A 25355-nucleotide genomic window follows, 5' to 3' on the forward strand; every position below is an offset into this window, starting at 1 on the left:
AAAACCACCCACTCCCTACTCCCCACTCCCCACTCGCCCGCTCACGACGGCTCGGTTATCGGTAAATGTTGAGAAAGCTGTTAACAGTAATAGAAACCGGGGTTCCTTTATTAACCACAGCTACATTAGGGCGGTTTAAAAGTTCTTCAGTTGCTCTATCTGAGCGGCTTTCCATCCGTTTTGCTAGGGGGCTGAAGAAGCCATCGAGGACGGCTGACCAAATTTGCGGGTCTCGACTTTCAACGGTGGTTGTACTCCCCCCAAACCTACCGCTAATACTGCTAGAGCTCCTGACTTTAGGCTCTGCGAACACTTGACCGACTCGTGCAACTCCCGACAGCACTGCGGTGAGGATATCCTGTCCGGCAATATCGTTCCCTGGGTCGAAGTAGCCTGAAGCAATCAGCGGTCCTCCGCCCTCTCCTGCAATCAAAATTGCGCCTTCTGGAATGGGCTGCTGTTTAATCTGACCGTTTCTATCAGAGTAGACGAGCGCCACAGCAGTAGCTTGTACCATGCGATTGGTCTTGCTGACGGTGTTGGCTTTGGCAATGACAACTGTGCCGGCTGGAAAAGCAATAAAGCCGTTAGTTGCCGTTACGTTGTCTGTGAGGGTGACGGCAAATTTGTCTCCCTGCTGTTTGTTTGAGCTTTCATCCCACAGCAGGGGAATCGAAACTACGCCGTTGGCTGTGGTGCCCAGGGGAACCTGAGCTGTTTGGGAGGTTGAGCCCGTTTGGGGCGTGCGGTTGAGAATGCCTTTTACCCCTGGAGAGTTGACTTGTTCTGCGGTTGGGGAATTTGTTAAGGCTTCTGCTTCTGGAGCAGTTTCTGGGGAAAGGGTTTGAAATTCTGTATCGGGCAAGGATGTTTGGGACTCGCTCAGTCGAGTCGCAGTCTCGATTGGGTTATCGGTAAAATCGGAACTTGTTTGGGGAGAAAGGGCAGCCGGAGTTAATTGGTTAGTTGAGTTTTGGGAGTTGTCGGTGGTTTCGAGGCTGTCCTCTCCTGCAGGAAACTCCGGGTGTAGCCTTTCCCCGGTGACGTTATTTGGGCGGTTATAAAATTCTTGTGGGATTTGCTCGAAAGAAACGTATGAGGGTTGCGACTTTTGGTTGCCGACATTGACTGTTAGGAATTCAGTTGTTGGAGCTGGCTTTGTCAGAGCGGCGGCGGTAGCACTTGTTGTCGCTGGAGTGCTTGGTGTTGCACTCGCCGCATTCGCTATTCGGTTAGGGTCAAAATTTCCCCTAATTTGTCCGAGTTGAGCGAGTTGGTTCCACCGCTCAAACGGGTCGATTTTTTCGGATGTTGGAGTTGGAATTAAAGGTGGGGGTATTAACGGTTTGGGTATGGGGGCTGGTGGCGGCGCGGGTGTTCTTTGCGGTATGGGTGCGGGTACTGTTACCGTCCGCACTACTGTTCGGGGTGCGGGTAGGGGTTCGCGTAGAGGAGTAGGTGGCGGTGCAGCGCTCCGGGTAGCGACTAGACGCGGAGTTCGCGGATTTCGTGGGGCTCTTGACGGTTTGGGCGACGGTTCTGTTTTGGGTTTTGCGGTTTTTTGCGGTTTTTCGGCTAACAGTTTTTGTTGGTCAAGGTAAGCTAATTTAGCCAGCAACTCCGGTTTTTCATCTTTAATGGTGCCAGAAGAGCTTTCTTTTGGTGTTGATTGTGCGATAGCTTCGCGAGGTGATTTAGGCTTGATAAATTGCCAAATCAGCAGTCCTAGCAATAGTATTCCACCAGTCAACAGCAGCATTGTCACTGCTCTAGGAACGCCTCTTTCGGAAACAGGCGGGGGCAGTGGTCTTTCCTCATCTTGAGCGAGTTGATATTGAGTTTCAAGTGTTAGGGGTGCATTGGGGTCGAAATTAGCAATGAAGTTTTCATCAATATCATCGTCAGAAGGGGAAGGGTTTGGAGAAGGGGAAATAGGGGAATTGATGTTATCGTCATCATTATTGGGGGTATATTCACTTGATGCAGTTGTATGATTCATATTGGCTCTAGTGGTACTATTATCAGGAGTGGTATTAATTGGATTTTCGGTTAATCCATTTCTTTTGTTAGTCATGGCTTTAGAGTTGAATGTGTTGTGTTTAACTGTACATAAAAAAGCAAAGAGAGAAGACTTCAAGCAAAGGGATGGAACATACTAAATGTTTAAATTATTTAGTTGTTACGGTAGGTTTTTAAATTTACCCACTTGCCGGTTCGTCCCCTTTCCATGTCTCTTTCCTCTTCTATGGTTTGAATTCGACAATTCGGGAAATTTCTAATCCGGCTGCTCTCAAAGAGTGAATAGTCTTCTCTAATTCATTAGCGTTTTCTTTGAGAGGGGATTTGGGAATTTCTACGGCTTTGACGGTGAAGGTTCGATTAAACTGTTCTCGGCTTTCTCCAATGCCTTGCTCTAGCACTACGCGAGTAGCAATTACATCTATTTCCCAAACTCCTCTTTTTATTTCTCTGGGTTCTGAGATGTGAGAGATATAGACTCCAGAGCGGGTTTTTCCTGAATAGATGGTGTTGGGAACGAGTTTGGCAAGTTCGACCAGGGAAGCTTTACCAAACTCTGATTCCATCATCAAGGAACCCATCCAAGCAGTTGTAGGAACTTGGGAACCTTTAACTTTAATGCCGGGGTCTGGGTCATTTGTGCCGGGAATTTTGCCTGACCAAGCCCAGGTTAAATTTACCCAACTGGATACAAAATTTTGGATGATTTTCGGCTCTCTGTACAGTTCATCTTGTTCTGCAATTCGTGCTGCGGTTCCGTCTTTTAACTGGACAAAGGTAACTTTTCTTTGAGATAAGGCTCTCAAACTGACTGTATTCACTAAAACAGCAATTGTCAGGAGGCAAACAAAGCTTGTTAGCAGGACAAAGCACAAGGCTAAGGTGTTTTTAGATTCAGGGAGTAAGGGTTGTGATTGTGGAAATTTCATATTATCGAAGGGGATGGGGAGATGGGGATAGAGAATAGGGAGATAGGGAGGGAATGGATTGGGAAACTGGGTTTGAGTAGTGAGTAACAACTCGGTTCGGTGAAGAAAAAGCTATCGGAATTTCCTTCCCCTAGATCAGTTTTCCGGCAATAACGCCGATCGCGTTACTGGCAATATCTGTAAGTTGTTTGGTGCTATTGGCGATCGCACTGTACAAAGCTGTTCCTCCCCCCTTTGCGATTAACACAGCAAGAATGGGAGAAAACACAGCTAAAAAGAATAAAAAGGCGATATCTGTAACTAACTCTGCATCGGATTTGACAATCACTACGGCCACTAATCCAACGACGATGTTGTACCCCAATTGCACTCCAAATAACGACATAAATCCTATTAGCCAAGCCCAGATAGGTTTTCCTTGGAGTGGCAATAGTGATAAACCCATTGCCAGAGGCCCGAATAAAGCTGTTAGCAACAAGGCTGCTTCTAAAATATTGACAAATGCCCACTGTACCGATCTAAGAATTAAGCGAATGATGGGCAAGACAGTAGACCGAAAAACTTGTCCGGCAAAATCGCCATTTCCTATATCCTGAAGATTGGCAACATTGCCTAAGTTTTCGACAAATCTCTGCAAGCTTTTGAGAGGTCCTCCATTTTGCTGTTCGGCTGCCTGGAGGATTTGTTGAGCTGGCTGTTTTTTGCTGTTCCAACATTCCACTAAAGCTGATCCAACTTTGCCCTGACATTCGCTGTACAGTTTTTCAATTTCTTCTTTGCCAGCACTGGTGAGGTTAACGTCGCTCAGGGCAGTTCTGAAGGTCATTTCTCCGACTTGAATTTTCATAATTTCTTGAACTTGAGTGCTGCCTACAGCTTTGATGAATTTGACGCTTTCAGCTAAGACTTTACCGTTGTTGCTGAGAAATACTACAATTACGAGTGGCCAGATAAACATGGCTACTAGCTCTGACCAAGACTGTTTTTCGATGATTTCTTTGCCACTGGTGACAGCGAGGTAAGTAACAGATATTCCCGCCAGAATTAGTCCTAGTTTGACTAAGGCAATCCAGAGAGAGGATTCTTGAGTGTTGAAGGTGTTAAACCAAACTAAATTCCACGATTCGACGGTTTTTTGAGAGACTTCTATGGCATCAGAGAGAGTGTCCAGGGCTTGTCCTGCTGTGCTAGTTTGGGCGATTAGTTGTGTCAGCATCGCGGTGTCTCCTTGTTGTGATTTCAGTCTTCGCTTGCCCCCAGGGTGATGCCTCCCGGCATTTGAAAAAGTCCGGCTTGAGTAGAAGAAGCGGTAGCCGCCGCAGCATCCTGCCGTCTCTGGGCTGTGTTAATTTCGTTGAGTTCTTCAGCTTGTTGAGCGTTGAGAATGTTGGCAAAACTGCGATCGATTTGAGCTTGCTGGCCCTGCATGACTAAGGCACTTTGATTTTCTGCTGATAAGGCTGCTTGCTTAGCTGCGATCGCACTTTGTTGAGATATGTTTCTCATAATGTTCTGTGTGACATCTTGACCTTCTGAATCAGCACCCAATTCCATTGAATTTTGGCTTTCGCGATTAGTTTGCTCTACGTTTTGCTGGACAATTTCTTTCATCTGAGCTTGCTTTTGTTGAGCTTCTTTACTGAGAGTGGCTTTATTGGCTTCACTGACAGCACTTTCTCTTTCTGCGAGTTCTGCGGTATTCTCTTTGAGGCTGTAAGAATCTTGCGGTCTCTTCTCTAAAGCAGCGGATAGTTTTGTCCCTTCGCTTTCGGAGGTGTTGCCGTCCATTATGCTTTTAACTGCTTCTTTTAGGTCTGGAACTTTCAATTCTCCCAGGAATGAAGAGAGGGTTGACTCTATTTCACTGCTAAATTTTTCGACTTTATTTAACAAATTGTCCCAGATGCCTGAGATGCTGTCGGAGATGGTGGAGATGGTATCGGAAATTTCGCCTGTTATGTCGCTAATTGTGTTTTCTATACCTCCTATTTCTTTCGGGTTGCTCAAGAAGTTATTAGCTGATTGTTGGATTTGGCTTTCTATTTGTTGATTGGGAACTGTGAAGCTGGAGCGGTTGAAAGTGCTGCCCGATGGATTGTTTGAGCTGGGAAGCTGTGTTGCAGTCGGATTGCTGTCAGAGGTTTGAGCTTTTGCTTCAACAGAATTTAGTATTAAGCTCAGCCAAATTGCAGGAATGCCGAGGGCAAGTTTAACAAGCAATTTCGGTGATTTCATCGGTTTTTCTCCGTCTAGCTAGCAATAAGGTCTTGAGGGGATTTGTGGCCATTGATATCAGTGACTGCATTCTTGCCAATATTGGTTAATGAACGTCCTTCTTTAACAGCTTGTACGTATTCAGAGGCAAATTGTTTGAGTGCTAGCAATTGCCCTTTTAACGTATTGGGATATTGAGCCATCACTCGCGCACGAGCCATCAATTCAGCTTGATTGTTAGCCACACTTGCTAATATCATTTCGCCTGGATAGTATCGGCTTTGCCAGAAACGACCTCCTTTTTCAATTAGCCAATTGGAATAAAGGTCGGCAGCTCTGGGAAGGAAAGCTTCTGTGGCATTTTGGCTAATAATTTCAGCCGGATATCCCAAATTTTTTATCCAAGAAGTGGCTCCGTTTGATGTCAATCTTCCGGTAATTCGATACACCATGTTTTGCATAATCATAGTTCCCGCACTACAATCGCAAATACTGTCGATATCTTGGGATAGCAAGAGCACTGAAATGCCATTTTTTCTACCCACTGCACAGAGTTCGCCTACTACTTCAGCAAATCCGTCTTTTTTAAACAAAATCGAAAGTTCGTCTCCGATAAATAGGCTTTTAGGGTGAGAAAGTGCGTTGCGGATGCAAGCAGCGTGGGCGTTAATGGCCATTAAATACTGGTCTTGTTCGTTACCCAAACCGCTAAGGGCAAAAAACTTAACAGCGGGTTCGGGTGAAAATGTACTCGGTCTGCCAATTGCTTTCCCTAAAGGTGAGGCTAGTAATGCGTTGCATTGAGTGATAATTTGGTTGATGGCAATGCGGTCGAAGTCGGTAAAGTTTGGCAGATTTAGTTGCTCTTTTGTGCAGAATTTGAGGAGGTTTGTAAGGGTTGGCATTTCTTGCCATTCGGTCGATTTCCAGCCTTTTTCAAAGGCAGTATTGTAGCGCTCGATAATTTCTGGGTCTTCCAGAAATTTTTTCAGAGTTAGCAGCAAAATGGCATCGACTCGCTGCGCTAATTTTGGGTCGCGGACTTTGCCCATGCTGATAATAGTCAGCGCTTTTCTGATAAACTCTTTCCATTGGTCTAGTCGGCGCGATCGCTCTTCTCTGTCAAAACGCCTCAAATCGGGTATTTCGAGTAGATTCGAGCTGCCAGAGGTGATGTCGTAGTACGCACCGTCGTCGCCTAACAGTTTCACTGCTGTCTCAAAGGTACTGCCGCTTCCTGCTGAGATGTCCATACCCACTACTGGGATATTAGCGGCTATTGCATCGGCTGCAAATCGCCATCCCAAAACACTTTTACCGGAACCCGACTCGCCTGTTATGACAGCGCGGCTGGTTTGGTTGTGCATGAGGTCAACGTACACGGGTTTGCCGCCTTTGGTGATGAATTCAACTCCTTTTGAGTCGATGTCCCTTACAGCAGTTAAGGGCAAAATACCGGGGACAGTTTCGGTGTCTAAGGTGAGGCGGCGTTCGTTAATTAGCGAACTGCTGTGCAACAGCCAGCTTACAGTAATGGGCAAAGTTTCTAGCCACAGTTGCCAAGCAATGTTGCGCTCTCTTAATACCTTGGCAGAGCCGAAGCTGTGGGAGAGCATTTGGCAAGCGTGTGTTAGTTGCTCCGGCGTTGGTCGGTAAACTAAGAAGGTGACAGCAGCGTGAATTGCTCTTGAACCTTTGTACATTTTTTTCTGGGCTTCAAAGGATTCTTCCTGTTTGACTTCTGCTCCTACATCGCGACCTTGACCTTTTTCTAAAGCGCGTTTTTTGGCACTTTTAGATTGTTTAGCTTGCCTTGCTAAGTTGTCTTGAATAATAAAGTTGGGAGCGGCGCTAATTTCGACAACGGCTTCAGTATCGCGGACATAGCTGTTGCTCATAATTTTCCAGAGCCATTGCAGTTGCTCTCTAGTATTGAGCCAGCCGCCGGGACTCTCTTCCATTGTTAGCACGCCGCATTCTGCGTTTCTGCCGGGGAGCAAAATGCGTGAGCTAGCTTTTCTGTGTTCCGGGCAGCTCGAACGGCCGCTCATACCTTCAATTAAAATGGTGCAGGCGTGTTTGTGACTGTTGATGGTTTCGGTTAGTTTGTAGTCCGACGCGGTTTCTTTTAAGGTGAGAAGTTGGGGAATAGGGGGTACGGGTGCGCTGTTGAATTTTTGCCACAGCCATCCCCACAATGCTTGGGCATTCATGGGTTGAATTTCCAGTCCAATTTTGGTGTTTAGCAAGAGTTCCCACCGGATATAGCCTTGCTCGAAAGCGTCGAGCAGCAGTTGTTTGTAAAAGCGTTCAGAGTAGATGCGCTGGTTGCCTGTAAATTGTGCAGCAATGCTGTTGGCTGTGTTGATAATTCCATTGATGAATTTACTCAGAGGGTCGTTGGATTTGGAGCCAGATTGAGCGTTGAATGTCCAAGTGCAGAAAATAGTTTGGTTCCACAGTTGTCTGGTGCCTGCTAAGTTGAGTTCTTGAATGCGTTTCTGTTCGTTACGAACGAGTACAGAAATGGGTTTGAGGTGACAGTTGTCAGCCAATTCAGTTAACTGTTGTTGGCGAACGCAATCGCTGCTGTAGCAGCCGGTGTGAAAGGTCATTTTTTCGCCTGGGGGAATGTCTTTTAGCCCTTCTTCTAAGGCAGTAGCTGCGTTGTTTACTTCATGGCGGTACAGAATGTTGTGAAAACCAGCCGTCTCGAATCCGAATACAATTTGGTATTGACTGCCTTCATTCAGTAAGTAACCGGAAACTTCTCGACCATCCTTTTTGATAGTGACTAAACACAGGAGGTTTTGGTAGTTTTGGAATGGCATAAGTCGGCTGTTACCTCCTTGTTGATTGGGAGCAAGTTTGGGTTTAAGTTTGACTCGGACTTGTGAATCGCTGATTCGGTGGCGAATCGGGTTTGGTCGGTGTTGGGGAAGGGGAGAAAGGTATAAAAGATTGCCGTTGTACCACTCATTCCCCGGCGGAGGTCTAAACCTGTCTACAAAAAGGTGAGGTTTGTTACCTGTCAGGAGCCACCAGCTTACAATTAGCCAGAAAGCAGTGATGAAAAACCAAGGCATTCCTAAGCTGAATAGGCCGTTGGTGAGGATGTAGGAAATTACAGTGATTAGCATCCAGGGAATTAGCTGTTCCGCTGGAATGATGCCGATGCTGGCTTGTTTGCCGAGAATTTTGTTGACGGAAATAAAGTCTTTATCTGGGTCTTTGAGCATGGTAATAGGGGGAGGGGGAAGAGGAGGGGGAGAGTGGGGGAGGGGGAGAGGGGGAGAGTGGGGGAGAGGGAGAGGGGGTGATTGGGAGAGGGGATAATAGAAAGTGGAGTTAAGAAATTAGAGTTTGAAATGAACAGAAAACCAATTCAATCCCACCGAAATTTAGAAGTGTATCAACTTGCATTAGATGTGGCTATGCAGATTTTTGAACTCTCTAAAAAGTTTCCTGTTGAGGAACGATATTCATTGACCGATCAAATTCGTCGGTCTTCGCGTTCTGTTTGTGCCAATTTGTCTGAGGCATGGCGTAAACGGCGTTATGAAGGAGCTTTTGTATCCAAATTAAGTGATTCTGAAGCTGAAGCTGATGTTGAAGCCCTCTAGTTTTTATCGGGTTGTTGCAAGTTTTCAAACTTCTCCCCCTCTCCTCCTCTCCCCCTCTCCCCCTCTCCCACTCTTCCCTAAGCTCCACCTCCGCCACCGCCATTGCCAACGAAGAGGAAAGTTATTACATCAATGGCAATTACAATGGCAAAAGCTAAGGCGACTTGGGTGACAATTGGTCGCCAGTCATTGCCTTGTTGCGCTTGGTTGTAAGCAAAAAGAGACGCGGATGCTACTAATAAAAGAAATGCTCCGCGAATGAGGTTAAAAATCAGTTCGATGACCTCGGCATCAATGGCTTCGCCTCCCGCTGAAGAGGCTCCTTCTGCTAGCTCTTTCATGAATTATTCTAAGCCGGAGAGGAAGATGGCGTTGGCGGGGGAATCGAGTACGGAGCAGAGTGCAGTAGAGGTGATGATGGCAGTGGTAATGTGCCAAAATCGAATTTTGCAGCCGATATATCGCTCTACAATTGGGATTGCTTTAGCGGTGTGCCACAAACTCAAAAAGACTATGCTGGAGCAGCCTAAAGTTGTTATTAGGAGCGGGTCGTGAAGGCTGAAGTAGATGAGTGAGGCTAGGCAAATGCCGAGGAAGGGAATGTCGCTAAGTTGAATTTTCTGTTGTTTTAACCAGCGTAATAATGAGTTTCGATTTCGTTCAGTTCTTGTTTGGTCTAAGTAAGTAGCCATGTCACTATCTCGATTAAATTAGTGCTTTAATGCCAATTTAAGTTGCATCTAATGCTCGCAAAATCACCAAATACGGTGATTTTTGAGAGTGACAATGACCCCCTCTAAATGGAGGGTGCAAGTGAAAAAAGTTACAGCCCTTTTCATGAAGCGTGAGGTACACAGAGAGCGTAGGTAGGGACACGGCAGTGCCCATTGGTGTCAACTTAAGATGGAATCAAATTAACCAACAGCTTCAGGAGTTAGAACGTCAACGCCAATTAGAAGTGGAACGCCAAAAAATTTTGGAGGATAAGCAAATTGAGTATTAAGCTAAAACCAGCGACACTGACACCAGCTATTATCATCGAGCTAGAAAGGCAATTAACGAGACTTTTGTTAGCGCGATCGCGTTCATGGGTGCTCCGGCTTTTTGCGCCTCCCCATCTTTGACCGCATTACACCCCTTCCAAGCGCAAGAAATGCACCCGCCCCGACAACTCGCCAGCGACAATCGTCACTCCATCCGATGCCACAGCACAAGCCTCAATCGGGCTGTCCCCAGTGAAACTAGCAATAATCTGACCGCTTTCCAGGTTCCACAGTTTTAAGCTATTGTCAGCTGAGGCAGAAACCGCGCATCGACCGTCTGGCATCACTGCTACCGCATTGATAAAGTTAGTATGACCAGACAGGGTACGCCAGGTCTTTCCAGTATTGAGATCCCATAGTTTCAGGGTTTTGTCAGCAGAGGCAGAGATTGCCTGTCGCCTTTTTGGAATCAATGCTACTGCAAAAACTGGGCCATCGTGACCGGAGAAGGTGCGTAATGGCTTGCCACTGCTAAGGCTCCACAGTGTTAGAGTCCCGTCCCATGAGGCAGAAACTGCTTGCCGTCCATCTGGTAATACTGCGACTGCCATCACTGGACTAGCATGACCAGTAATGGTACGTAATAGCTTGCTGCTGTTGAGATTCCAAAGTTTCAGGGTGCGATCAATTGAAGCTGAAAGTGCCTGCTGACCATCTGGTAATGCAGCGACCCCAGTAACTCCGCTGACGTGGCCAGACAGGGTACGCAATACCAAACCATTGTCTAAATTCCACAGTTTCAGTGTGAAGTCATCTGAAGCAGAAACTGCTCGCCGCTCATCTGGTAGCACCGCCACGGCACAGACTGCGTTGGTATGACCCAACAAAATCCGAATTTCTGCCCCGCTGTCCAAATCCCAGAGCTTTAGGGTGTTGTCCCACGAAGCAGAGATAGCCTGCCGTTTTTTCGGTAGTATCGCTACAGCTTTGACCCTATTCGTATGCAGCAAAGGACTGTACGAGCCTTTACTATTGTCAATGTCCCACAATTTCAGGGTGCCGTCATCTGAAGCCGAGATTACCCGTTTCCCGTCTGGCAACACCGCCACTGTTCTGACCCCTTGGGCATTGTCGGATAGGGTAAACTCTTCTGCTCCACTATCTAAATCCCAGACTTTTATGGTGTTGTCCCATGAGGCAGAGATTGCTCGTTTCCCGTCTGGCAGCACCGCCACGGCTCTGACTCCGGCAATATGACCAGATATGGTGTGCAATGCTGTGCCACTGTTTAGCTCCCACAGTTTCAGAATGCCGTCCCCGGCACCAGAAACCGCACGCTGACCGTCCGGTAGTAACGCAACTGTCGCAACTCCTCTGTTATGACCTGATAGAGTGCGTAATGCTGTGCCACTATCAAGCTCCCACAATTTCAAAGTGCAGTCATTTGCGCCTGAAATTACCTGCTGACCATTTAGTAGCACTCCTACCGCCATCACCCCATATTCTGGGTTATGCCCGGACAAGGTACGCAATAACTCACCGCTGTTGAGATTCCACAGTTTCAGAGTCCCGTCTTTTGAAGCTGAGACTGCCTGACGTTTTTCTGGCAATACCGCTACTGCCATCACCCCATAAGCGTGACCCGACAGAGTGAGCAATTCCTTGCCAGTGTTGAGATTCCACAATTTCAAAGTGCCATCGTCTGACGCTGAGACTGCCTGCAACTCATCTGGCAGCACTGCTACAGACATAACTGGTTCAGTATGTCCCGACAGGGTACGCACTACTTCTCCAGTGTTGAGATTCCATAGTTTCAAAGTGCCATCATCTGACGCTGAAACGGCTTGCTGTCCGTCTGGAAACACTGCCACTGCGTTGACCCCACGTTGATGTCCCACCAGGGTACGCAGCAATCGCTCGCTCGGTTGCGTTAGGCTGGGCGTTAGCGGACGAAACCAGGGGGCAGCTTTCCATTGTTTTGCTTGCTCCAGCATCACCTGGATCTCTGGTGCTTTGTATGAAAGCAAGCGACCCAGCAGTTGTCCAGCTAGTTGCGTTTTATCTTGCTCCAGGATGTGCGCTGACAGCCGGAGTGCGCCTTGAATTAATCTCAAATTGTCTGCATTGCGTTTCACCTCTTCCCCAGAGGTTGAGAGGTCGGGTGTGAAGGCAAGGTCGTAATCTTCAATTAGTGGCTGTGACCCCAAAGCTGAAACCTTAGCTTCTATGAAATCGAAGTCAAGCAACAAGGTGTGTAGGCGGTCTACTTGAGAAGACTCTGCCAGAAGTGTTGGTAGCTCCTTCAATTTATAAATCCGGCTGCCTTGTGGTAGTTGCTTTAAGCGTTCTGCTAACTTACCCATCACTCCTCAACCCTTGCCAAACACTATTTGTCTCAAAGCCAGCCTGTGATTTTGGATGGCGGGTGAGCTGAAAAGTTAAGGCGATCGCCAGAGTGGATATGATAACTGAGGAGCGCATCAAGGTTGACTGCATTACATCCCCTCCAACCGTAGAAAATGTACCCTGCCTGATTGTTCACCTGCAACAATCGTCACTCCATCCGATGCAGCCGCACAGGCAAGTAACTCATCCTCACTACTGAAACTAGCAATCACTCTGCCACTCTGCAAATCCCAGACCCTCAGAGTGCGATCCTCTGAGGCTGAAACTGCTAGTTGTCCTTTGGGTATGATAGCGACTGCCCATACCTTGTCAGTGTGCCCGATGAGGGTACGAAGTTCTTTTCCTGTTTGTAAATCCCACATTTTGAGGGTGTTATCCCTTGAAGCTGAAATAGCCTGTTGCCCATCTAGGGTGATGGCAACTGCCTCTACATAGCTGGTATGCCCTATAAGAGTATCTAGTTCTTTTCCTGTCTGTAAGTCCCAGATTTTGAGAGTGTTATCTGATGAAGCTGAAACTACTCGTTGCCCATCAGGAGTAATGGCCACTGCATTTACCAAGTAAGTATGCCCTAGCAGGGTACGCAGTTGTTCTCCACTATGTAAATCCCAAACTTTTACAGTGAAATCCCCTGAAGCTGAAACAGCTTTTTGCCCATCGGGAGTGATAGCAACTGCTCCTACATAGCTGGTATGTCCGACGAGGGTACGCACTTCAGTTCCTGTTTGTAAATCCCAAATTTTGAGGGTTTTATCCCACAAAGCTGAAATTGCTTTGTGACCATCTGGAGTAATAGCAACTGCCTGCACTTTGTCATTATGATCACTCAGGGTACGCACTTCAGTTCTCGTGTGCAAATCCCAGACCTTAAGGGTTTTATCCCAGGAAGCGGTAACAGCCTGTTGCCCATCTGGAGTAATAGCGACCGTCCATACCAAATCGGTATGCCCCATGAGATTACGCTCTCTAACACTTCTATGCAAATCCCAAACTTTGATGGTGTTATTGTTTGAAACGGAAACAACTTGTTGCCCATCAGAGGTAATAGCAACAGCCTGTACCGGATAGGTATGACCTATAAGGGTACGCAGTTGTTCTCCGGTCTGTAAATTCCAGACTTTGAGGGTGTTATCGTTTAAAGCACAAACTACCAGTTTTCCATTGGGGGTAATAGCAACCGAATTAATTGAAGCTGTATCTTCGTTGATAGTAAGCACTTCAGTTCCACTTTCCAAATCCCAAACTTTGATGCTATCGCAGGAAGTGGATACAATCTGTTGCCCATCAGGAGTAATAGCAACTCCCACTATTGAGTTAGTATTCCAGTTAAAGGTACGTACTTCGCGTCCAGTGTGCAAATCCCAGACCTTGAGAGTTTTATCCCAGGAAGCAGAAACAGCCTGTTGCCCATTCGGTGTGATAGCTATGGCTTCAACAAAAAAGGTATGCCCATTCAGGGTGTTTTCTTCAGTTCCATTCTCCAAATTCCAGACTTTAACTGTGAAATCCCCTGAAGCAGAAACAGCTTGTTTTCCATTGGCAGTGATGGCGACTGCCTCTACGAAGTTAGTATGCCCAGTGAGAGTACGTAGTTCTTCCCCACTTTGCAAATCCCAAACTTTTAGGGTGTTATCAAATGAAGCGGAAACAGCTTGTTTTCCATCGGGAGTGATAGCGACTGACCGTACTAAGCTGGTATGCCCAGTGAGAGTACGTAGTTCTTCCCCACTTTGCAAATCCCAAACTTTTAGGGTGTTATCAAATGAAGCGCAGACTACCTGATGTCCATTGGGCGTAATGGCAATTGCATCTACATCCCCGGTATGCCCAATCAGGGTACGCAGTAATGCTCCATTAGGTGGTGTTAAGTTAGATGTCAGTGGATGCAACCAGGGAGCTGCTTTCCACTGCTGGGCCTGTTCCAGAAATCCCTTAATCTCTGGCTCCTCAAAAGCCATTAAACGCCCTAACAATTGTCCTGCTAGTTGCATTTTATCCTGCTCCAAAACGTGCGCGGATAACCGCAATGCGCCTTGAATCAATCTCAAATTGTTACCCTCACTCTTAACCCACTCTCCAGCATTTAAGAGAGTGGGAATGAAAGCCAAATCATAATCTTCAATCAACGGTTGTGGCCCAAATTCAGAAAGCTTGGCTTCAATGAAATCAAAATCTGTTAGGAGGATGTACAGGCGCTCTATTTGAGAAGACTCTGCCAGAAGTGTTGGTAGCTCCTTCAATTTATAAATTCGGCTGCCTTGTGGTAGTTGCTTTAAGCGTTCTGCTAACTTACCCATCGCCGTACAAATCCTGCCATAAACTATCTGCCATCAGCGTTTTTATCCCTTTAATTGTTATCCCCGCTTTCTCTACAATTTCCTGGCGGTTTAGAAAACGGCGATAACTATCGTGATAAAGCCTGTAAGAGATTTGCTCGTATTGATATAGTTTGTGTAAAAACTGTTTCCATTTATTCAGTACATATTGCACGGTAAATTCAGCTTCTTGTTCTCCCGTATGCTTGACGATTTCAACAATATCCTCATAAGGAATAGGACTAGAGGTTTCCGACAGGATGTAGACAATTCTAAGCTTAGTGAGCGGTGGCGGGTCAGTGGTCATGCCCATGAGTTGCCAGTGATTCTCGTAGTATGCTTCTAAACCTTGAGGTAAACTCTCAATTCTTGCATCTTGGTAAATCCCATCCTCCATGTCCACCAGCACGCAGCGCAGATACATAAAGTTGTTTTCGCTCTTGTCGGCTAGTTGGGTGATGAAATCTTCCACTGTCAAGCTGTTAGCCTGAATCCACTGGCGCAGTCGCTCATGCTCATTAACGTGCTGCCGAATATAGGTCTGGACATCTTGTAAGCTACGGTCAGCGTATTCCTTTGCCATCAGGTCAAACAGGTGCTTCGGCGTGTCCACCACAAAGAGAAGATCGACTCCCCGCCGCCGTGACATTACGAAGTAAACATTTTTGGGCAAGTAGCGGGGCAGGTAGAGGATGTTGGCACTTTTGTCCTGGCTCTCCAAGTCAACCTCATCCAGTGCATCAACAACGATTACCAGCCGTTCTCCTGGCTTGAGTTGTTCGCTAACTTCAGACAGTAGTTTTTCCAAAAAAGCCTTGTTTTGATTGGCATCGGGCGGCAGTTCTGAGTAGGGTAAGCGGTATTTGGCAATCAGTTGCGTGCAGACACTCTCTAGGAATTGGCTAGTGCGATTGATACCTCCCAGGCGATCGTTGAAATGGGCTACGCATTCATGTCGCCGGACGTACTCGGCGAGTATTGTACTTTTACCCAAGCCGGGGTCGCCTTCGATGGTGAAATAACCGTTGGGCTTGTTGCTCAGGAAATCTTCAATCTTATCGAAGACGTATTGGCGACCTACAAAACCTTCTGTCTTAATGTCGATGAGCGATCGGAACTGTCCGCGCCAATCCCTTGCTATCTCGCCCACAACGGTTGCAGTGGAAGAATGGGAGTCTGATTCCTCTATCACTTGCTGCTCGTTGTACTTGCTTTCTAGCCATTTTCGTAATTTTTCTGCTTTGTGTGAGCCAGCGTTAATGAGTTCACGACAACCTTTTGGTTTTTGTTTGCCCCAAGTAAACTTCCCATAGACGCCTTGCCTTCGTTTTACATAAGCTGGCTTATCTAAGCCTAGATTTTCTAAAAAAAGTTTTTCCATCTCCTTCTCAGCCTTTTGTTTATTTTTATCATCAAAGCGAATTATAAAAACTTGTGTCTGCTCTGGAGATAAATCAAAATCATCAGCCATTTCTCTCAAAAAATTAATCCATGACATAAATAGTCTCATTAACAGTATGAAATATTTTTAGACTAGGATAAGTTTCCCTTTCTAAGTGTAACTAACCTTACACTTAGTTTGATTCTAAGTGTAATCAATCGGTAACTGACTTTGAGAAAAATCAAGTTTATTGTGGATTTAAAGGTAAATTCAATAACCCCTCCCAGTGAATTTGAGGCATTCAAATTATGGAAATACGACAACTTTCTCTTTTTCCCGAAGAATCAGGACAAGATTTCTCAATTTCTTCCAACCGAAAATCTAAGACGACTCGCAAATCAACGTCTACCAAACTCCCCAAGGAAACAAAAACGATTCAATCCGCCAAAAAACGTTCAAAACCTTATATCTGGGTGACTTGGCTTTCTAGCTTAATGGGCGAAGAAAAGCAGTGTAAACATACAGCATGGTCTTCGGCTCACTACCAGTTCCCCAAACGACCCAGTGATTTTGACTCTTCTGCACATGATGAGATGGTAATCCAACGGGCAATGAAACATCAAGCCCAAGGGTCTGCTGTGTACGTTGAGGATGATAACTCATTCACAATTAACGGCAAGACTTGCGACATCGGTGGCAAGCCAGACATTGTGGTGATTGAGAACGGTCAGCTTATCATCGAAGACTGTAAATCGGGCAAACGTAAAGCTGCACACCGGATGCAAGTGCTGATTTATATGCTGCTGTTTCCTCTGTCGCCACAAGGTCAACGTCTCTGCCAAAGTCATCCCCCCGCAGGACGGCTGGTGTATCCCGATGACATAGTGGAAATTTACCCATCAGAGGTTGACAGCCAATTCAAGGAGTTCTTCCGCCAAACTGTTGCTATCATCAGCGGCGCTACTCCCCCACCTCAAGCGCCAAGCCATTGGGAATGCCGCTATTGCAATGTTCCTGGTGCATACTGTCCGGCACGAATCGACTTAGATGCAGATACAGGCAATCACGACTTCTTTTAGGTTGCTTTCTTACCATGACCCCTTGAGCTAAGAGAGCAATTAATTAAACATCAATTTAATTGATTTGTGTTGCTCCTTGGGTCGGGTTCTCTGGAGGATTGAATAGGAATTAGTAGCAGCGTAGCATAGAGTTGAATCTCTGCTGTTCAGGATTTGAGGCCTTGCTTCACAGGTGCTGCCAGCCGTCCTGTGAAAGCTGTTGTCAGCGCCAGTGGCCTTCCGGAGCGAGCGTGCCTCTTCTTGGGGGGCGCGATCGCGCACCCCGCATTCCTTAAGTTGACACGCCTCGGCAGTGCCGTGTCCTTGCGAGATTGTTCGATCGGTGAGCCTACATCATAAACCTGCAATCTGCTGTATTTCAAATCTCCATCTCGGCTTCAGTTTTTCTAGCTTCCTGCTTGTTGGAGTTATGGTTTTGAGCGAGTTGTTGTTGGGAGAGGAGATTTTCTACTTCTTCGGGGGGAATGTCGCACAAAAGTACCTCAACATTACCTTTTTGGAGGCTGGCCTCAAAAACTATCTCGCTGTGAGAATTAAAGCCTTTGACAGTACCCTTCGACTTGGATTTATCGCTGAATTCGACTTCAAAGTCGAGGCGCGATCCCTGGGAATCGGTAAAGCTGATTTCATCTTGATTGCTTCTCTTTACCATTTCAGCTAAACGTTCTTGGTTGACAGCTTGTTGAAAAATTTTTAAGCGGTCGAGTTCTTCTTTTTCTTCAGGTTTTAGGAAATCGTTTGTCACTTTCCATTCTCCAGTTTTATCCTGTAAAGCTGAGAACATTTCCTCGCCTTCCTTAATTTTTAAGCTGACAGCGGTAGAGGAGTCAAAATTTGTTACATAAAGTTTGGCTTCTCCCAAATCAACCCCATCTTCTAATCCAATGCCTTCCGCATTTGCTTCTTCTTCAGCTAGGCTGTAAATTTTTGCCAGTGTTGCTGCAAGTTGGGAGTCCTGAGTAAGATTTTGGGCTGTCACAGTGATTTTTTTAGCAGTAGCGCTAGCGCTGCTGGTAGCTGGGATTGTTGATTCTAATGAAATTGTTTCACCTATTTCTGTTGCGTTTTGTACGAATTGGTCGCTGAGGGATGGAGTCGAGCTGTCGGGCGGTTCTACTTTTGCATCCCCAGCTTGAACGCCTGTCTCGCTTTTTTGAAGAGAAAGTTTGTTCTCTAAAGCTTCTATTCGCTCTTCTAGGGTATCTAGTCGCTTTTCAAGTCGGTTGAGTGCTTCATTTATTTGTACGAGCTGTTCTTCAAAACTCGCCTCTGTGTCAATCTTAATAGAAGCCGTTTTTTCGGCAGTGTTGTCTCTCACACGACCGGAAATTTTATCAACTTTTCCGTGGACTTTGTTAACAGCTTTAGCTAAGAGCATACCGGGTGTTGACACAAGTTCGGCATCGGGTTCAGGTAAGATGTTTTGTTCCGGTTCTGGCTCCGGTTCAGCTATTGGTAAAGTTTCGGATTCGACCATTGCATCTGCAACTGAATCCGCTTCAACCAAGTTGGTAACTCGCTGGGAGAGCGAGTCAGCTCGCTGGCTTTGAGCTTTGAGCCTTTTGACAATATCGGCAACTTGGCGCTCTTTTCCAGCCCCAAGAGCAGCTTCTATAATTTGAGAAGCTGCTTTTTTGCCAATCAGAGTAGCGAGAACCGCAACTTGACCGCTCAGGCCGCTGACAGTTGTACCTTCTACCTCACTTCCAGAAATGGCTGTTCTACCACTAACTTGTACAGCAGCATCGAGGATACTATCGATGTTCTGGTCGTTTGATTTTTTGCCTTGAGGTCGCTGTTGGCTAGTTCTGGTTTTGGAAGGTGTGACTGCTAAGGATTCAGCAATTTCTACCGGTTCATCTGTCTGAAGTTTTCTTTTGGCTTGGGATTTAGCTGATAATTCTTCTTCTTCCAAATCTTCTCGATCTGAGTTTTGAAGGTGGCTTTTAGTTTGAGACTTAGCTTTGGGTTGAGGTGCTTCGAGTTCAAACTCATCTAACTGACTTAGCTCATCTCTCGGAGAGCGGCTTAAGGCTTTAGATTTAACCAGTGGTTCTTCCGACTCCAACTCCTCTACGTCATCTTTTCGGGATCTTCTTTTGGTTTGAGAGTTGGGTGATGGCTCGTCGTCATCCGAATTTTCTATTTCATCTTTTTGGGATTTGATATTGGTTTTAGATTTCGATCTGTGCGATGGTTCATCATCTTCTAAGTCATCTAGCAAATCGTCTTTTTTAGACTTGTTTGCCGTTTGAGATTTCGATCGACGCGAGGGTTGCTCATCCTCTAATTCATCTAGTAAATCGTCTTTTTTAGACTTAGTTGCAACTTTAGATTTAGACTTGGGGGAGGGTTGCTCATCATCCAATTCATCTAGTAAATTGTCTTTTTTAGACCTTGTTTTAGTTCGAGGCGAATCGAGTAATGCTTCAATTCCTGTTTTAGTAAATCGGTAGTCGTCCGGCTCTCCCAAGTGTTCCATCATGTATTTTCCTGTGGTAGAGCCGTACTCAGGTCGATCGCTCAAACTGAGGACGAGTCCGTTATGCTTGACCTCCACGCTAATGCCAGGTTTGCCGTCGGCTTCCGTTAGTTCTTCAATTGCATCGGCAAAATCTTCTACGCTGGTGAGTCCATTTTCCTGGCAGTAATCTAAAGCTTTCTCGCAGCGATTTCTTAGGTAGTTGAGGATTTTCTTGCCCTCCGCTGTGTTAGGGGTGATGTAATTTCCCTGGCTTCGGCTTCGGGATGCTGTTTTTGTGGGCATAATCTTTGTGGCGGGGTGAGTGGATATTTCCCATGAAATTCGAGCAGTGTGGCTAGTGACTTCACTCTAAAGAGCGGTTTTGGGGAGTTAAAGTGACCCCCTCCAATCGGAGGGGGAAGGTTAAGCGGGAGCAAAAGAAGTGTCATATCATGTCCGTCAAAATACCCATAAAACCGCAGGCTTCAATGTGTGTTGTACAAATGTCCTCAAGGGAGGTGAAAGTCGAATGTGTCTTTTCTTGCGTCATTCGACTTTCACCTTCGACAAGCAAGACACATTTAGGCAACACGCATTGAAAAGGTTTGCGCTTTTTCTATGATTTGCATGAGCAGGTATTTGTAAATTCGCCATAGCAAAGTAATATAATTGCAATTACGGTCTAGTTAGCGGACATAATATGACTTCCGAAATTACGTTAAAGTTGTGCGTCGGCAACTCTAAATTTTGAAGATTCCGAAGCTAATTCAGCATCGACTTTTAAGAGATATTTGAGAAAGTGATCGCTGCTATTTTCCGAAAGCTTCTTAATAATTTGACCTGTTTTCAAGTCAGCAGCTAAGACCGGATTATCAGCTTCATCTCTGACTAAACACCTAACATTATTGCGAGATTTGCTAATAAAAGCTGTCCAGTTTCCCACAGGAATTGTAGTTTCTCCAGTTTGGTTATATGCTTCACAAATCGCATCTTTCAGCAATTGTGAGAGGTAGGCGGGGCTGGCAGTAATGTTTTCGGGTTGAGACGGCTGTTTGTTTTGGGTAGAGGTTGGCGATACGGATTGCGATCGCTCTTGACAAGGAGTTGGCGGTACAAGCGATCGCCCTTGACAAGGGGTTGGCGCGACTTCTGCAAGTTCCTCAACTAATTCAATTAGTCGCACGGAACTAGGGTTGATGTTTAAGATCAGAGCGCTGCCTTTAGGCGAGGGTTCAATAGTGGCCTCAAAGGTAGTGCCGATCGGCAATTTAGGTGAATTAGCAGAGAACATAGCTAGCTCTTGTCCGTCAAGGAGGACAATAGGGCTGCCGTCGCGCCTCGAACCGCTACCGCTAACAGAACCCACCTCAAAAGTCAATGTTTTCTGCCTCCATTTTGGACTGCTAAAGTCAACATCTTTCAAGTCATTGTACTTCTGCCCAATCAGTTCAGCTCTGTCAAACTGAAAGGTTTGCAATTGCTGGCAAATTTCATCTGTAAACAAGTTGAGAACCAATGCTGCTTTAGGTGTTTGGTTTTGGGACTCAAGCCAAGTATAATCAGCAGGAGCTACAATGCGTGAACTGACATCTTTAGTGCGGCCTAGACCATCACGGTAGGTTAAGTCTAAACTGTCGATGTCGTTGACATTTTCGCCAAACTTTCTTTCAAAAATTCCCACCAGTTTGTCGCTGGGTTCAATTAAGGCAAAATTGACCATTGGCAGGCTCGAATGCAAAGTTGCTTCATATTTAATACCTTTGCTGTCTAACAATTCTTTCCAATGTCCAGCTAAGTCTTTGCCAATTGGTTGTCGCTTCTTATCCCTGACAGTCTTACCGCTGCCGTCCAGTTCAAATTCCTCGAAAGGGACGCTCAGAACGTAAGTGTTTTTTGGCATTGCTTCGTGCAGTCGCTCGTACTCAGGTTCAAGGGTGAATTCAATCACCAGTTGGCGAGAAAGTTCCTTACAAGCTTTGCGAGGGACTTCTAAGTTGGGATTTGTGGTTTCGACGTGCCACATCGCACTAGCAGCTAAAAACCGTTCTTCAGGGTCAGTCCAAGCTTCAGTTACATCGGCTCTTAAGCTCTCGTATAACTTGCTGACTGCTTCTTTAATTGCCTTAGAATCGCCGCCGCACTCCAAGTGAATTTCGCCCATCCTTTCTCGATAGCGTTCCTTAATATCTTGCGCCCACCTGACATAATGTTTCTCCCATTTTTCTCGCTCATCTAAGTCAGAAGGAGACTCAAACAAGTAGCGAAATTCGTCGCGGTGGCGGCTTTTTAAACGAGTCGGTTCCCACTCTGGGTTAACAGCCTCCCTAGCAATGCAATTGATAGCGGTGCCGTCTCCTATAGGTAATGGCACGGTTTTGTAAAGCCTGGGGTCGTCTTTGTAATCAAATAGGTAGCTTGGGTGCTGTTCTGACCACTGCTTAGCCTTGGACAATAAGGTGGGGTGGTGGTCTTCGGTACGAGTAGCACTTTTGGGGCTGTCCACTTCAATTTGCAGGGCATCAAATAGCTTTCCAAGAAGCTGCCGCTTCTGTTGATTGAATAAACTTTCTGGCTGTCCCGGTTCTGCTGCTGACGATTGCACTCTCCCGATTAAGGTAGCCACCCAGCCGATTTTATTTTGGGCGATCGCTACGGCAATTTGCCGCAATTTGGTATACTTGCGATCGCCATTACTATCGGTAGCTTTATTGTAGTCAACTTTCTCTCGCTTCTCAACTGCATCGTACTCATTCTCTTGATTAGCGTGTCTGGTTTCAGAGGCAATATTCGGCATCCGAGAAGCAGGCGTAACTACCAGTTGGTCGCCATCAAAATCGCATTGGTGATGCTGCATGGCTTGGTCTGGGCGAATGAAAACGCACCCTTTGTACTGCGTTAATTCAGGATGGCTTTTGTTGTCTACTGTGTAGCGGCGGATGTTATCTTTACTGACAATTGGGTATCGGGTAACGATAACTTCTGTGCCGTGTCGCAAGTGGGGGGCAACAATTGTACCGGGTTTGAGGTTTTCACAAGGTTGAGCCATTGCTGAACCATGATGAATTGCTCCTTTAATTGCTAAGTCTTTCCACTTTTTGGCCAGTTGTTCTTGCATGAAATCGACGACTTTGGGAAAGTCGAGGAGTTGACCGAGTTTGTCGTTCCTCAAAATTGAAATTAGCCGGGATTCGTTGCGCTGGGCTTTTTCATCTGCTTCATCTTCTAATCCGCTGCTGTCTTCGTGAATGTTAGATTGAAAAGCAGCTTTTTTGTCATGCTGTTCCACTAAGTATTTGGCAAGTTGCAGTCGATTGTTTTGCAAGTCAGCTAGCTTTTGGGCTTCAGCTTTAGTTGGTGTGGCGATGTCAGTCCCAATAGCTGCTTCGGAATACCAAATCGAAAATTGCCAGGAATTTTCGTATTCAGTTACTTTGGCGTTGCCTCGATTTCCCAGTATAGCTTTGGGAAATTCGTAGTCACCACAGGGGATAAGTTCAGCTAATTGCTCTTTAGCAACTCCTTTGATAGAGGAGCGATCCATGATGATATCATAACCCAACTCGGAGGTTAAATTAGCATCAGGCAACAGCGTTCCTTTGGCAAGAAAGCTAATTTCTGGAGTGTGGCAGTCTTCTTGTTCCCATTCCTGCATCCAGGCAAATCTGAATTGAAAAGGTCGGTTGTAATTCCCTCCCAATTGTTGGGCTAGTGCCGGTGAAATTTTACCGTGACAGTCTCCGGTTTGCCACTTATGAGCTTTCGCTTTTTCACTCTGGTCATCGCTTTGAGAATCAACAATTTTGACTCGCAAGGTTTCGCCGTCAAGGGAGCTATCTAACAATTTGGCTCCAAGGTTGCAACTGCTAACTAGCAGTGAGCCGTAGCGACAGGCGTGGTCGGGTTGAGTTTTGAATACGCTCAACAGTTTGGTTGAGAGTTCAATGTCTGCAAAGTACACATTTTTGCCGGAGCTGAAAGCAACTCTTCTGGTAATACCATCTCCGAAATCGATGTTTTTCAGAGGGTCGAAGCTGCTATCATTTGGGTCGGGTTTAACGATGCTTAGGGATGCTAGTTCTTCAGGTTCAAAAAGCAGTTCAAGCAGGGAGTTACGCAGCACTTCTGATTCAGCTTGGTACCGCCCCTTTGCTCTACCGTCAGTCAAGGACATATCAAAGACTGGGATTTTTAGTCCTTCCCCAGCTACCCATTCTGTGGAGCGATATTCTGGGGTAAGTTTTCTTCTGCTCATTGATTAGCTCCTGAATCCTAGTTTTTACATTTTTAGGACTTACGCACAGTAATAGTCCAGATTTTGACAAGGGTGTTGCTTCACAAATTCCTGCTACTGAGTGATATTCACCCCCTCCAATTGGAGGGGTTTAGAAGAGGAAAGTAGCGTGTTACAATGAGATTGATAATCCCAATGTGGAGAAAAAAAGTGAAAGTAGTTCGCACGACTACGGCTATGGAAAGCCGGCGAGATTATTTCTCCGAGCGCGATAGCGATGCACTTGCCCGCGTTGCTTTTGGAGAAGGTGAAAACAGTCAGCAGTTTGGAGGTTTGAGCATCGATGCTGGCGGGGTTATTAAAGGTAGAGCGTCAAAGTTGTTCAACGTCACTGAAGAACAAGTTGAAAACCCTCAATACTGGATTGATTTGTAATAGAGCTAGCACTTTTCAGTATCATGAGGTACGCTTCGGTTCTCCTGAGTTTTGAATGCGTGAATGCGTGAGTGGTGAGTTAAAGAAACTTCTTAAAATTCACAAGTCACAACTGAAAATTCATAACTCCCAAGCTCGGTACAAGGTAATAGGTAATCGGTAATAGTTAATTTCAGGATTGGTAATTTTCGATCGTGTTAGCTACCAGCCCGGCATGAACCATTCCTGCTCCCTTACCATGCCTCATTACGCATTACCTTGTACCAATTACCTAGCTAACTGAAAAAGGCTATATCGAGAAAAATTAAGTTTTCGCTCTTACAAAACAAGCGTTTCACATTCTTTTTCGGAGGTGTCTAATTCGGAGATGTCTAACAATTCAGGTGTCAGACCAAGGTATTTGTGACACCTGAAAAGATGGCTAACGCCGTTTTTTGGACTGCGTTTTATCCGAAGAACGACTCTCAAGCGTCTGGTTGGCTTGAAGAGAGTGCAAATTGTTACCGGGAAGCAAGCTGTAGACCACTTTGCGCTTGCGGAAAACCCTAGTGCCATCTACAGGCATTCCTTTTTTCCAAGCGTCTGCAATCGCCTTTTTGTCGGCAGAAATTACGGTTTTGGTTTCGACTCGGCGATAGGGTTCTGGCAGTTGAGATGGCTCGATCGAAACTTCACACGTAGGCGGATTTTCCTTAACAGTAATGCGGCGGTGTTTGCCGAGAATTTCTGAAGTTAACACGCCACACTCGTTGAAGTATAGAACGGTTTGGTCTAAGCGCTCTCTCCACCCCTGGAGTTTGTTGAGAGCTCTTGAATGCAGTTCTATCAAATACTGCATTCGCGCTGTAATTCCTGCAATTTCGGCATCAATTTGGTCGGCTAAGTCGGCATGGGCATCAACAGCGAGTTCCTGGGTTTCTTGGGTTTGCCAAAGGGATTGCAGCAGTTGGTCGATTTCTTCTGAGCTTTCTGCTGATTCTAGTTGATGCCAAACGTGAGCCGCAGTTATTGAACTTTGAGCAAGCGTCGCTGTGGCTAAATTCATGCTTAGTATCCTCCGTTGATGCAGGTGTGATAATAATCGCGGCGTTCTTCGAGTTGAGTAAGCGCAGCCATTGTTGCTGCGTCGGATTTAAGAGAGATTTGTTTGTCCTTTTGAATTTTGCTAACTGGTTGAGAATGAGTTAAATTTTCTGAGTTTGACTGGGTGATTTTTGGCATACAATTCAAAAAACTTTCTTAAAAATAGCGCGACCGCGCTCTTAAAAAAAGGAGT

General features: G+C 46.0%; 20 protein-coding genes. 4 read left to right on the forward strand and 16 right to left on the reverse strand.

Annotation, left to right across the window (positions count from 1 at the left end):
* Window positions 1-55 precede the first annotated feature (55 nt).
* The 5 genes from ACUVJL_RS29545 to ACUVJL_RS29565 form a co-directional block, all read right to left on the reverse strand.
* Entirely contained in the window at window positions 56-2074 is a 2019-nt protein-coding gene (locus tag ACUVJL_RS29545; protein WP_445249095.1) for a hypothetical protein, read from the reverse strand.
* A gap of 169 nt (window positions 2075-2243) precedes the next feature.
* Window positions 2244-2948 (reverse strand): hypothetical protein, encoded by a 705-nt coding sequence (locus tag ACUVJL_RS29550; protein ID WP_332946604.1) that lies wholly within the window; start codon window positions 2946-2948, stop codon window positions 2244-2246.
* A gap of 130 nt (window positions 2949-3078) precedes the next feature.
* Window positions 3079-4164, reverse strand: a complete 1086-nt coding sequence (locus ACUVJL_RS29555) for a hypothetical protein (RefSeq protein ID WP_333449855.1) — start codon at window positions 4162-4164, stop codon at window positions 3079-3081.
* Between the two features lie 23 nt (window positions 4165-4187).
* A complete protein-coding gene (locus ACUVJL_RS29560; RefSeq protein ID WP_445249096.1) occupies window positions 4188-5183 on the reverse strand; it encodes a hypothetical protein in 996 nt (331 codons plus the stop codon).
* A gap of 14 nt (window positions 5184-5197) precedes the next feature.
* Entirely contained in the window at window positions 5198-8401 is a 3204-nt protein-coding gene (locus ACUVJL_RS29565; RefSeq protein ID WP_445249097.1) for a hypothetical protein, read from the reverse strand.
* Between the two features lie 81 nt (window positions 8402-8482).
* On the opposite strand from ACUVJL_RS29565, the gene ACUVJL_RS29570 reads away from it, so the two are divergent.
* Window positions 8483-8785, forward strand: coding sequence for a four helix bundle protein (locus ACUVJL_RS29570; protein ID WP_445249098.1), 303 nt, complete (start codon window positions 8483-8485; stop codon window positions 8783-8785).
* A 77-nt stretch (window positions 8786-8862) separates the two neighbouring features.
* On the opposite strand, the gene ACUVJL_RS29575 is transcribed toward ACUVJL_RS29570, so the two are convergent.
* A complete protein-coding gene (locus tag ACUVJL_RS29575) occupies window positions 8863-9126 on the reverse strand; it encodes a hypothetical protein (RefSeq protein ID WP_445249099.1) in 264 nt (87 codons plus the stop codon).
* 3 nt (window positions 9127-9129) lie between these two features.
* Entirely contained in the window at window positions 9130-9477 is a 348-nt protein-coding gene (locus ACUVJL_RS29580; RefSeq protein WP_445249100.1) for a hypothetical protein, read from the reverse strand.
* 188 nt (window positions 9478-9665) lie between these two features.
* Here ACUVJL_RS29580 and ACUVJL_RS29585 point away from each other — a divergent pair, with 188 nt between their 5' ends.
* Window positions 9666-9788 carry a hypothetical protein gene (locus tag ACUVJL_RS29585; protein ID WP_333333954.1) on the forward strand — a complete coding sequence of 41 codons (123 nt, stop codon included), beginning with the start codon at window positions 9666-9668 and terminating at the stop codon, window positions 9786-9788.
* 126 nt (window positions 9789-9914) lie between these two features.
* Here ACUVJL_RS29585 and ACUVJL_RS29590 read toward each other — a convergent pair whose 3' ends face one another.
* The 4 genes from ACUVJL_RS29590 to ACUVJL_RS29605 are packed head-to-tail and all read right to left on the reverse strand — an operon-like array spanning window position 9915 to window position 15987.
* Window positions 9915-12131, reverse strand: coding sequence for a hypothetical protein (locus tag ACUVJL_RS29590; RefSeq protein WP_445249101.1), 2217 nt, complete (start codon window positions 12129-12131; stop codon window positions 9915-9917).
* Window positions 12124-12264, reverse strand: coding sequence for a hypothetical protein (locus tag ACUVJL_RS29595; RefSeq protein ID WP_333463173.1), 141 nt, complete (start codon window positions 12262-12264; stop codon window positions 12124-12126). Before ACUVJL_RS29595 ends, ACUVJL_RS29590 begins: the two co-directional genes overlap by 8 nt.
* Window positions 12264-14471: a hypothetical protein gene (locus tag ACUVJL_RS29600; RefSeq protein WP_445249102.1), complete on the reverse strand. Its 2208-nt coding sequence runs from the start codon at window positions 14469-14471 to the stop codon at window positions 12264-12266. The genes ACUVJL_RS29595 and ACUVJL_RS29600 overlap by 1 nt, the downstream gene beginning before the upstream one ends.
* Window positions 14464-15987, reverse strand: a complete 1524-nt coding sequence (locus ACUVJL_RS29605) for an AAA family ATPase (protein ID WP_445249103.1) — start codon at window positions 15985-15987, stop codon at window positions 14464-14466. The genes ACUVJL_RS29600 and ACUVJL_RS29605 overlap by 8 nt, the downstream gene beginning before the upstream one ends.
* Window positions 15988-16178: 191 nt before the next feature.
* On the opposite strand from ACUVJL_RS29605, the gene ACUVJL_RS29610 reads away from it, so the two are divergent.
* Window positions 16179-16949 carry a CRISPR-associated protein Cas4 gene (locus ACUVJL_RS29610; RefSeq protein WP_445249104.1) on the forward strand — a complete coding sequence of 257 codons (771 nt, stop codon included), beginning with the start codon at window positions 16179-16181 and terminating at the stop codon, window positions 16947-16949.
* 146 nt (window positions 16950-17095) lie between these two features.
* Here the strand turns inward: ACUVJL_RS29610 and ACUVJL_RS29615 are convergent, their stop codons facing one another.
* From ACUVJL_RS29615 to ACUVJL_RS29625, 3 genes are all read right to left on the reverse strand, one after another.
* Window positions 17096-17311, reverse strand: coding sequence for a hypothetical protein (locus ACUVJL_RS29615; RefSeq protein WP_333179681.1), 216 nt, complete (start codon window positions 17309-17311; stop codon window positions 17096-17098).
* Window positions 17308-19716 carry a hypothetical protein gene (locus ACUVJL_RS29620; RefSeq protein ID WP_445249105.1) on the reverse strand — a complete coding sequence of 803 codons (2409 nt, stop codon included), beginning with the start codon at window positions 19714-19716 and terminating at the stop codon, window positions 17308-17310. The genes ACUVJL_RS29615 and ACUVJL_RS29620 overlap by 4 nt, the downstream gene beginning before the upstream one ends.
* Window positions 19717-20131: 415 nt before the next feature.
* Entirely contained in the window at window positions 20132-23665 is a 3534-nt protein-coding gene (locus ACUVJL_RS29625; protein ID WP_445249106.1) for a hypothetical protein, read from the reverse strand.
* A gap of 189 nt (window positions 23666-23854) precedes the next feature.
* Here ACUVJL_RS29625 and ACUVJL_RS29630 point away from each other — a divergent pair, with 189 nt between their 5' ends.
* On the forward strand, window positions 23855-24079 hold the full coding sequence (locus tag ACUVJL_RS29630; protein ID WP_445249107.1) for a hypothetical protein: 225 nt from the start codon (window positions 23855-23857) through the stop codon (window positions 24077-24079).
* Between the two features lie 421 nt (window positions 24080-24500).
* Here the strand turns inward: ACUVJL_RS29630 and ACUVJL_RS29635 are convergent, their stop codons facing one another.
* Together ACUVJL_RS29635 and ACUVJL_RS29640 are read right to left on the reverse strand one after the other, a co-directional pair.
* Complete coding sequence (locus tag ACUVJL_RS29635; RefSeq protein WP_445249108.1) at window positions 24501-25124, reverse strand: siphovirus Gp157 family protein; 624 nt, start codon at window positions 25122-25124, stop codon at window positions 24501-24503.
* 2 nt (window positions 25125-25126) lie between these two features.
* Window positions 25127-25300: a hypothetical protein gene (locus ACUVJL_RS29640; protein ID WP_445249109.1), complete on the reverse strand. Its 174-nt coding sequence runs from the start codon at window positions 25298-25300 to the stop codon at window positions 25127-25129.
* Between the last annotated feature and the right edge of the window lie 55 nt (window positions 25301-25355).

Source organism: Microcoleus sp. OTE_8_concoct_300 (assembly GCF_031383065.1).
Taxonomy (GTDB): domain Bacteria; phylum Cyanobacteriota; class Cyanobacteriia; order Cyanobacteriales; family Microcoleaceae; genus Microcoleus.

Coding starts and splice junctions, on each gene's coding strand:
- ACUVJL_RS29595 (WP_333463173.1), bottom strand. CDS start 12,264: ATGCAGTCAACCTTGATGCGCTCCTCAGTTATCATATCCACTCTGGCG.
- ACUVJL_RS29580 (WP_445249100.1), bottom strand. CDS start 9,477: ATGGCTACTTACTTAGACCAAACAAGAACTGAACGAAATCGAAACTCA.
- ACUVJL_RS29635 (WP_445249108.1), bottom strand. CDS start 25,124: ATGAATTTAGCCACAGCGACGCTTGCTCAAAGTTCAATAACTGCGGCT.
- ACUVJL_RS29560 (WP_445249096.1), bottom strand. CDS start 5,183: ATGAAATCACCGAAATTGCTTGTTAAACTTGCCCTCGGCATTCCTGCA.
- ACUVJL_RS29605 (WP_445249103.1), bottom strand. CDS start 15,987: ATGTCATGGATTAATTTTTTGAGAGAAATGGCTGATGATTTTGATTTA.
- ACUVJL_RS29545 (WP_445249095.1), bottom strand. CDS start 2,074: ATGACTAACAAAAGAAATGGATTAACCGAAAATCCAATTAATACCACT.
- ACUVJL_RS29625 (WP_445249106.1), bottom strand. CDS start 23,665: ATGAGCAGAAGAAAACTTACCCCAGAATATCGCTCCACAGAATGGGTA.
- ACUVJL_RS29610 (WP_445249104.1), top strand. CDS start 16,179: ATGGAAATACGACAACTTTCTCTTTTTCCCGAAGAATCAGGACAAGAT.
- ACUVJL_RS29555 (WP_333449855.1), bottom strand. CDS start 4,164: ATGCTGACACAACTAATCGCCCAAACTAGCACAGCAGGACAAGCCCTG.
- ACUVJL_RS29565 (WP_445249097.1), bottom strand. CDS start 8,401: ATGCTCAAAGACCCAGATAAAGACTTTATTTCCGTCAACAAAATTCTC.
- ACUVJL_RS29640 (WP_445249109.1), bottom strand. CDS start 25,300: ATGCCAAAAATCACCCAGTCAAACTCAGAAAATTTAACTCATTCTCAA.
- ACUVJL_RS29600 (WP_445249102.1), bottom strand. CDS start 14,471: ATGGGTAAGTTAGCAGAACGCTTAAAGCAACTACCACAAGGCAGCCGA.
- ACUVJL_RS29550 (WP_332946604.1), bottom strand. CDS start 2,948: ATGAAATTTCCACAATCACAACCCTTACTCCCTGAATCTAAAAACACC.
- ACUVJL_RS29620 (WP_445249105.1), bottom strand. CDS start 19,716: ATGCCCACAAAAACAGCATCCCGAAGCCGAAGCCAGGGAAATTACATC.
- ACUVJL_RS29575 (WP_445249099.1), bottom strand. CDS start 9,126: ATGAAAGAGCTAGCAGAAGGAGCCTCTTCAGCGGGAGGCGAAGCCATT.
- ACUVJL_RS29590 (WP_445249101.1), bottom strand. CDS start 12,131: ATGGGTAAGTTAGCAGAACGCTTAAAGCAACTACCACAAGGCAGCCGG.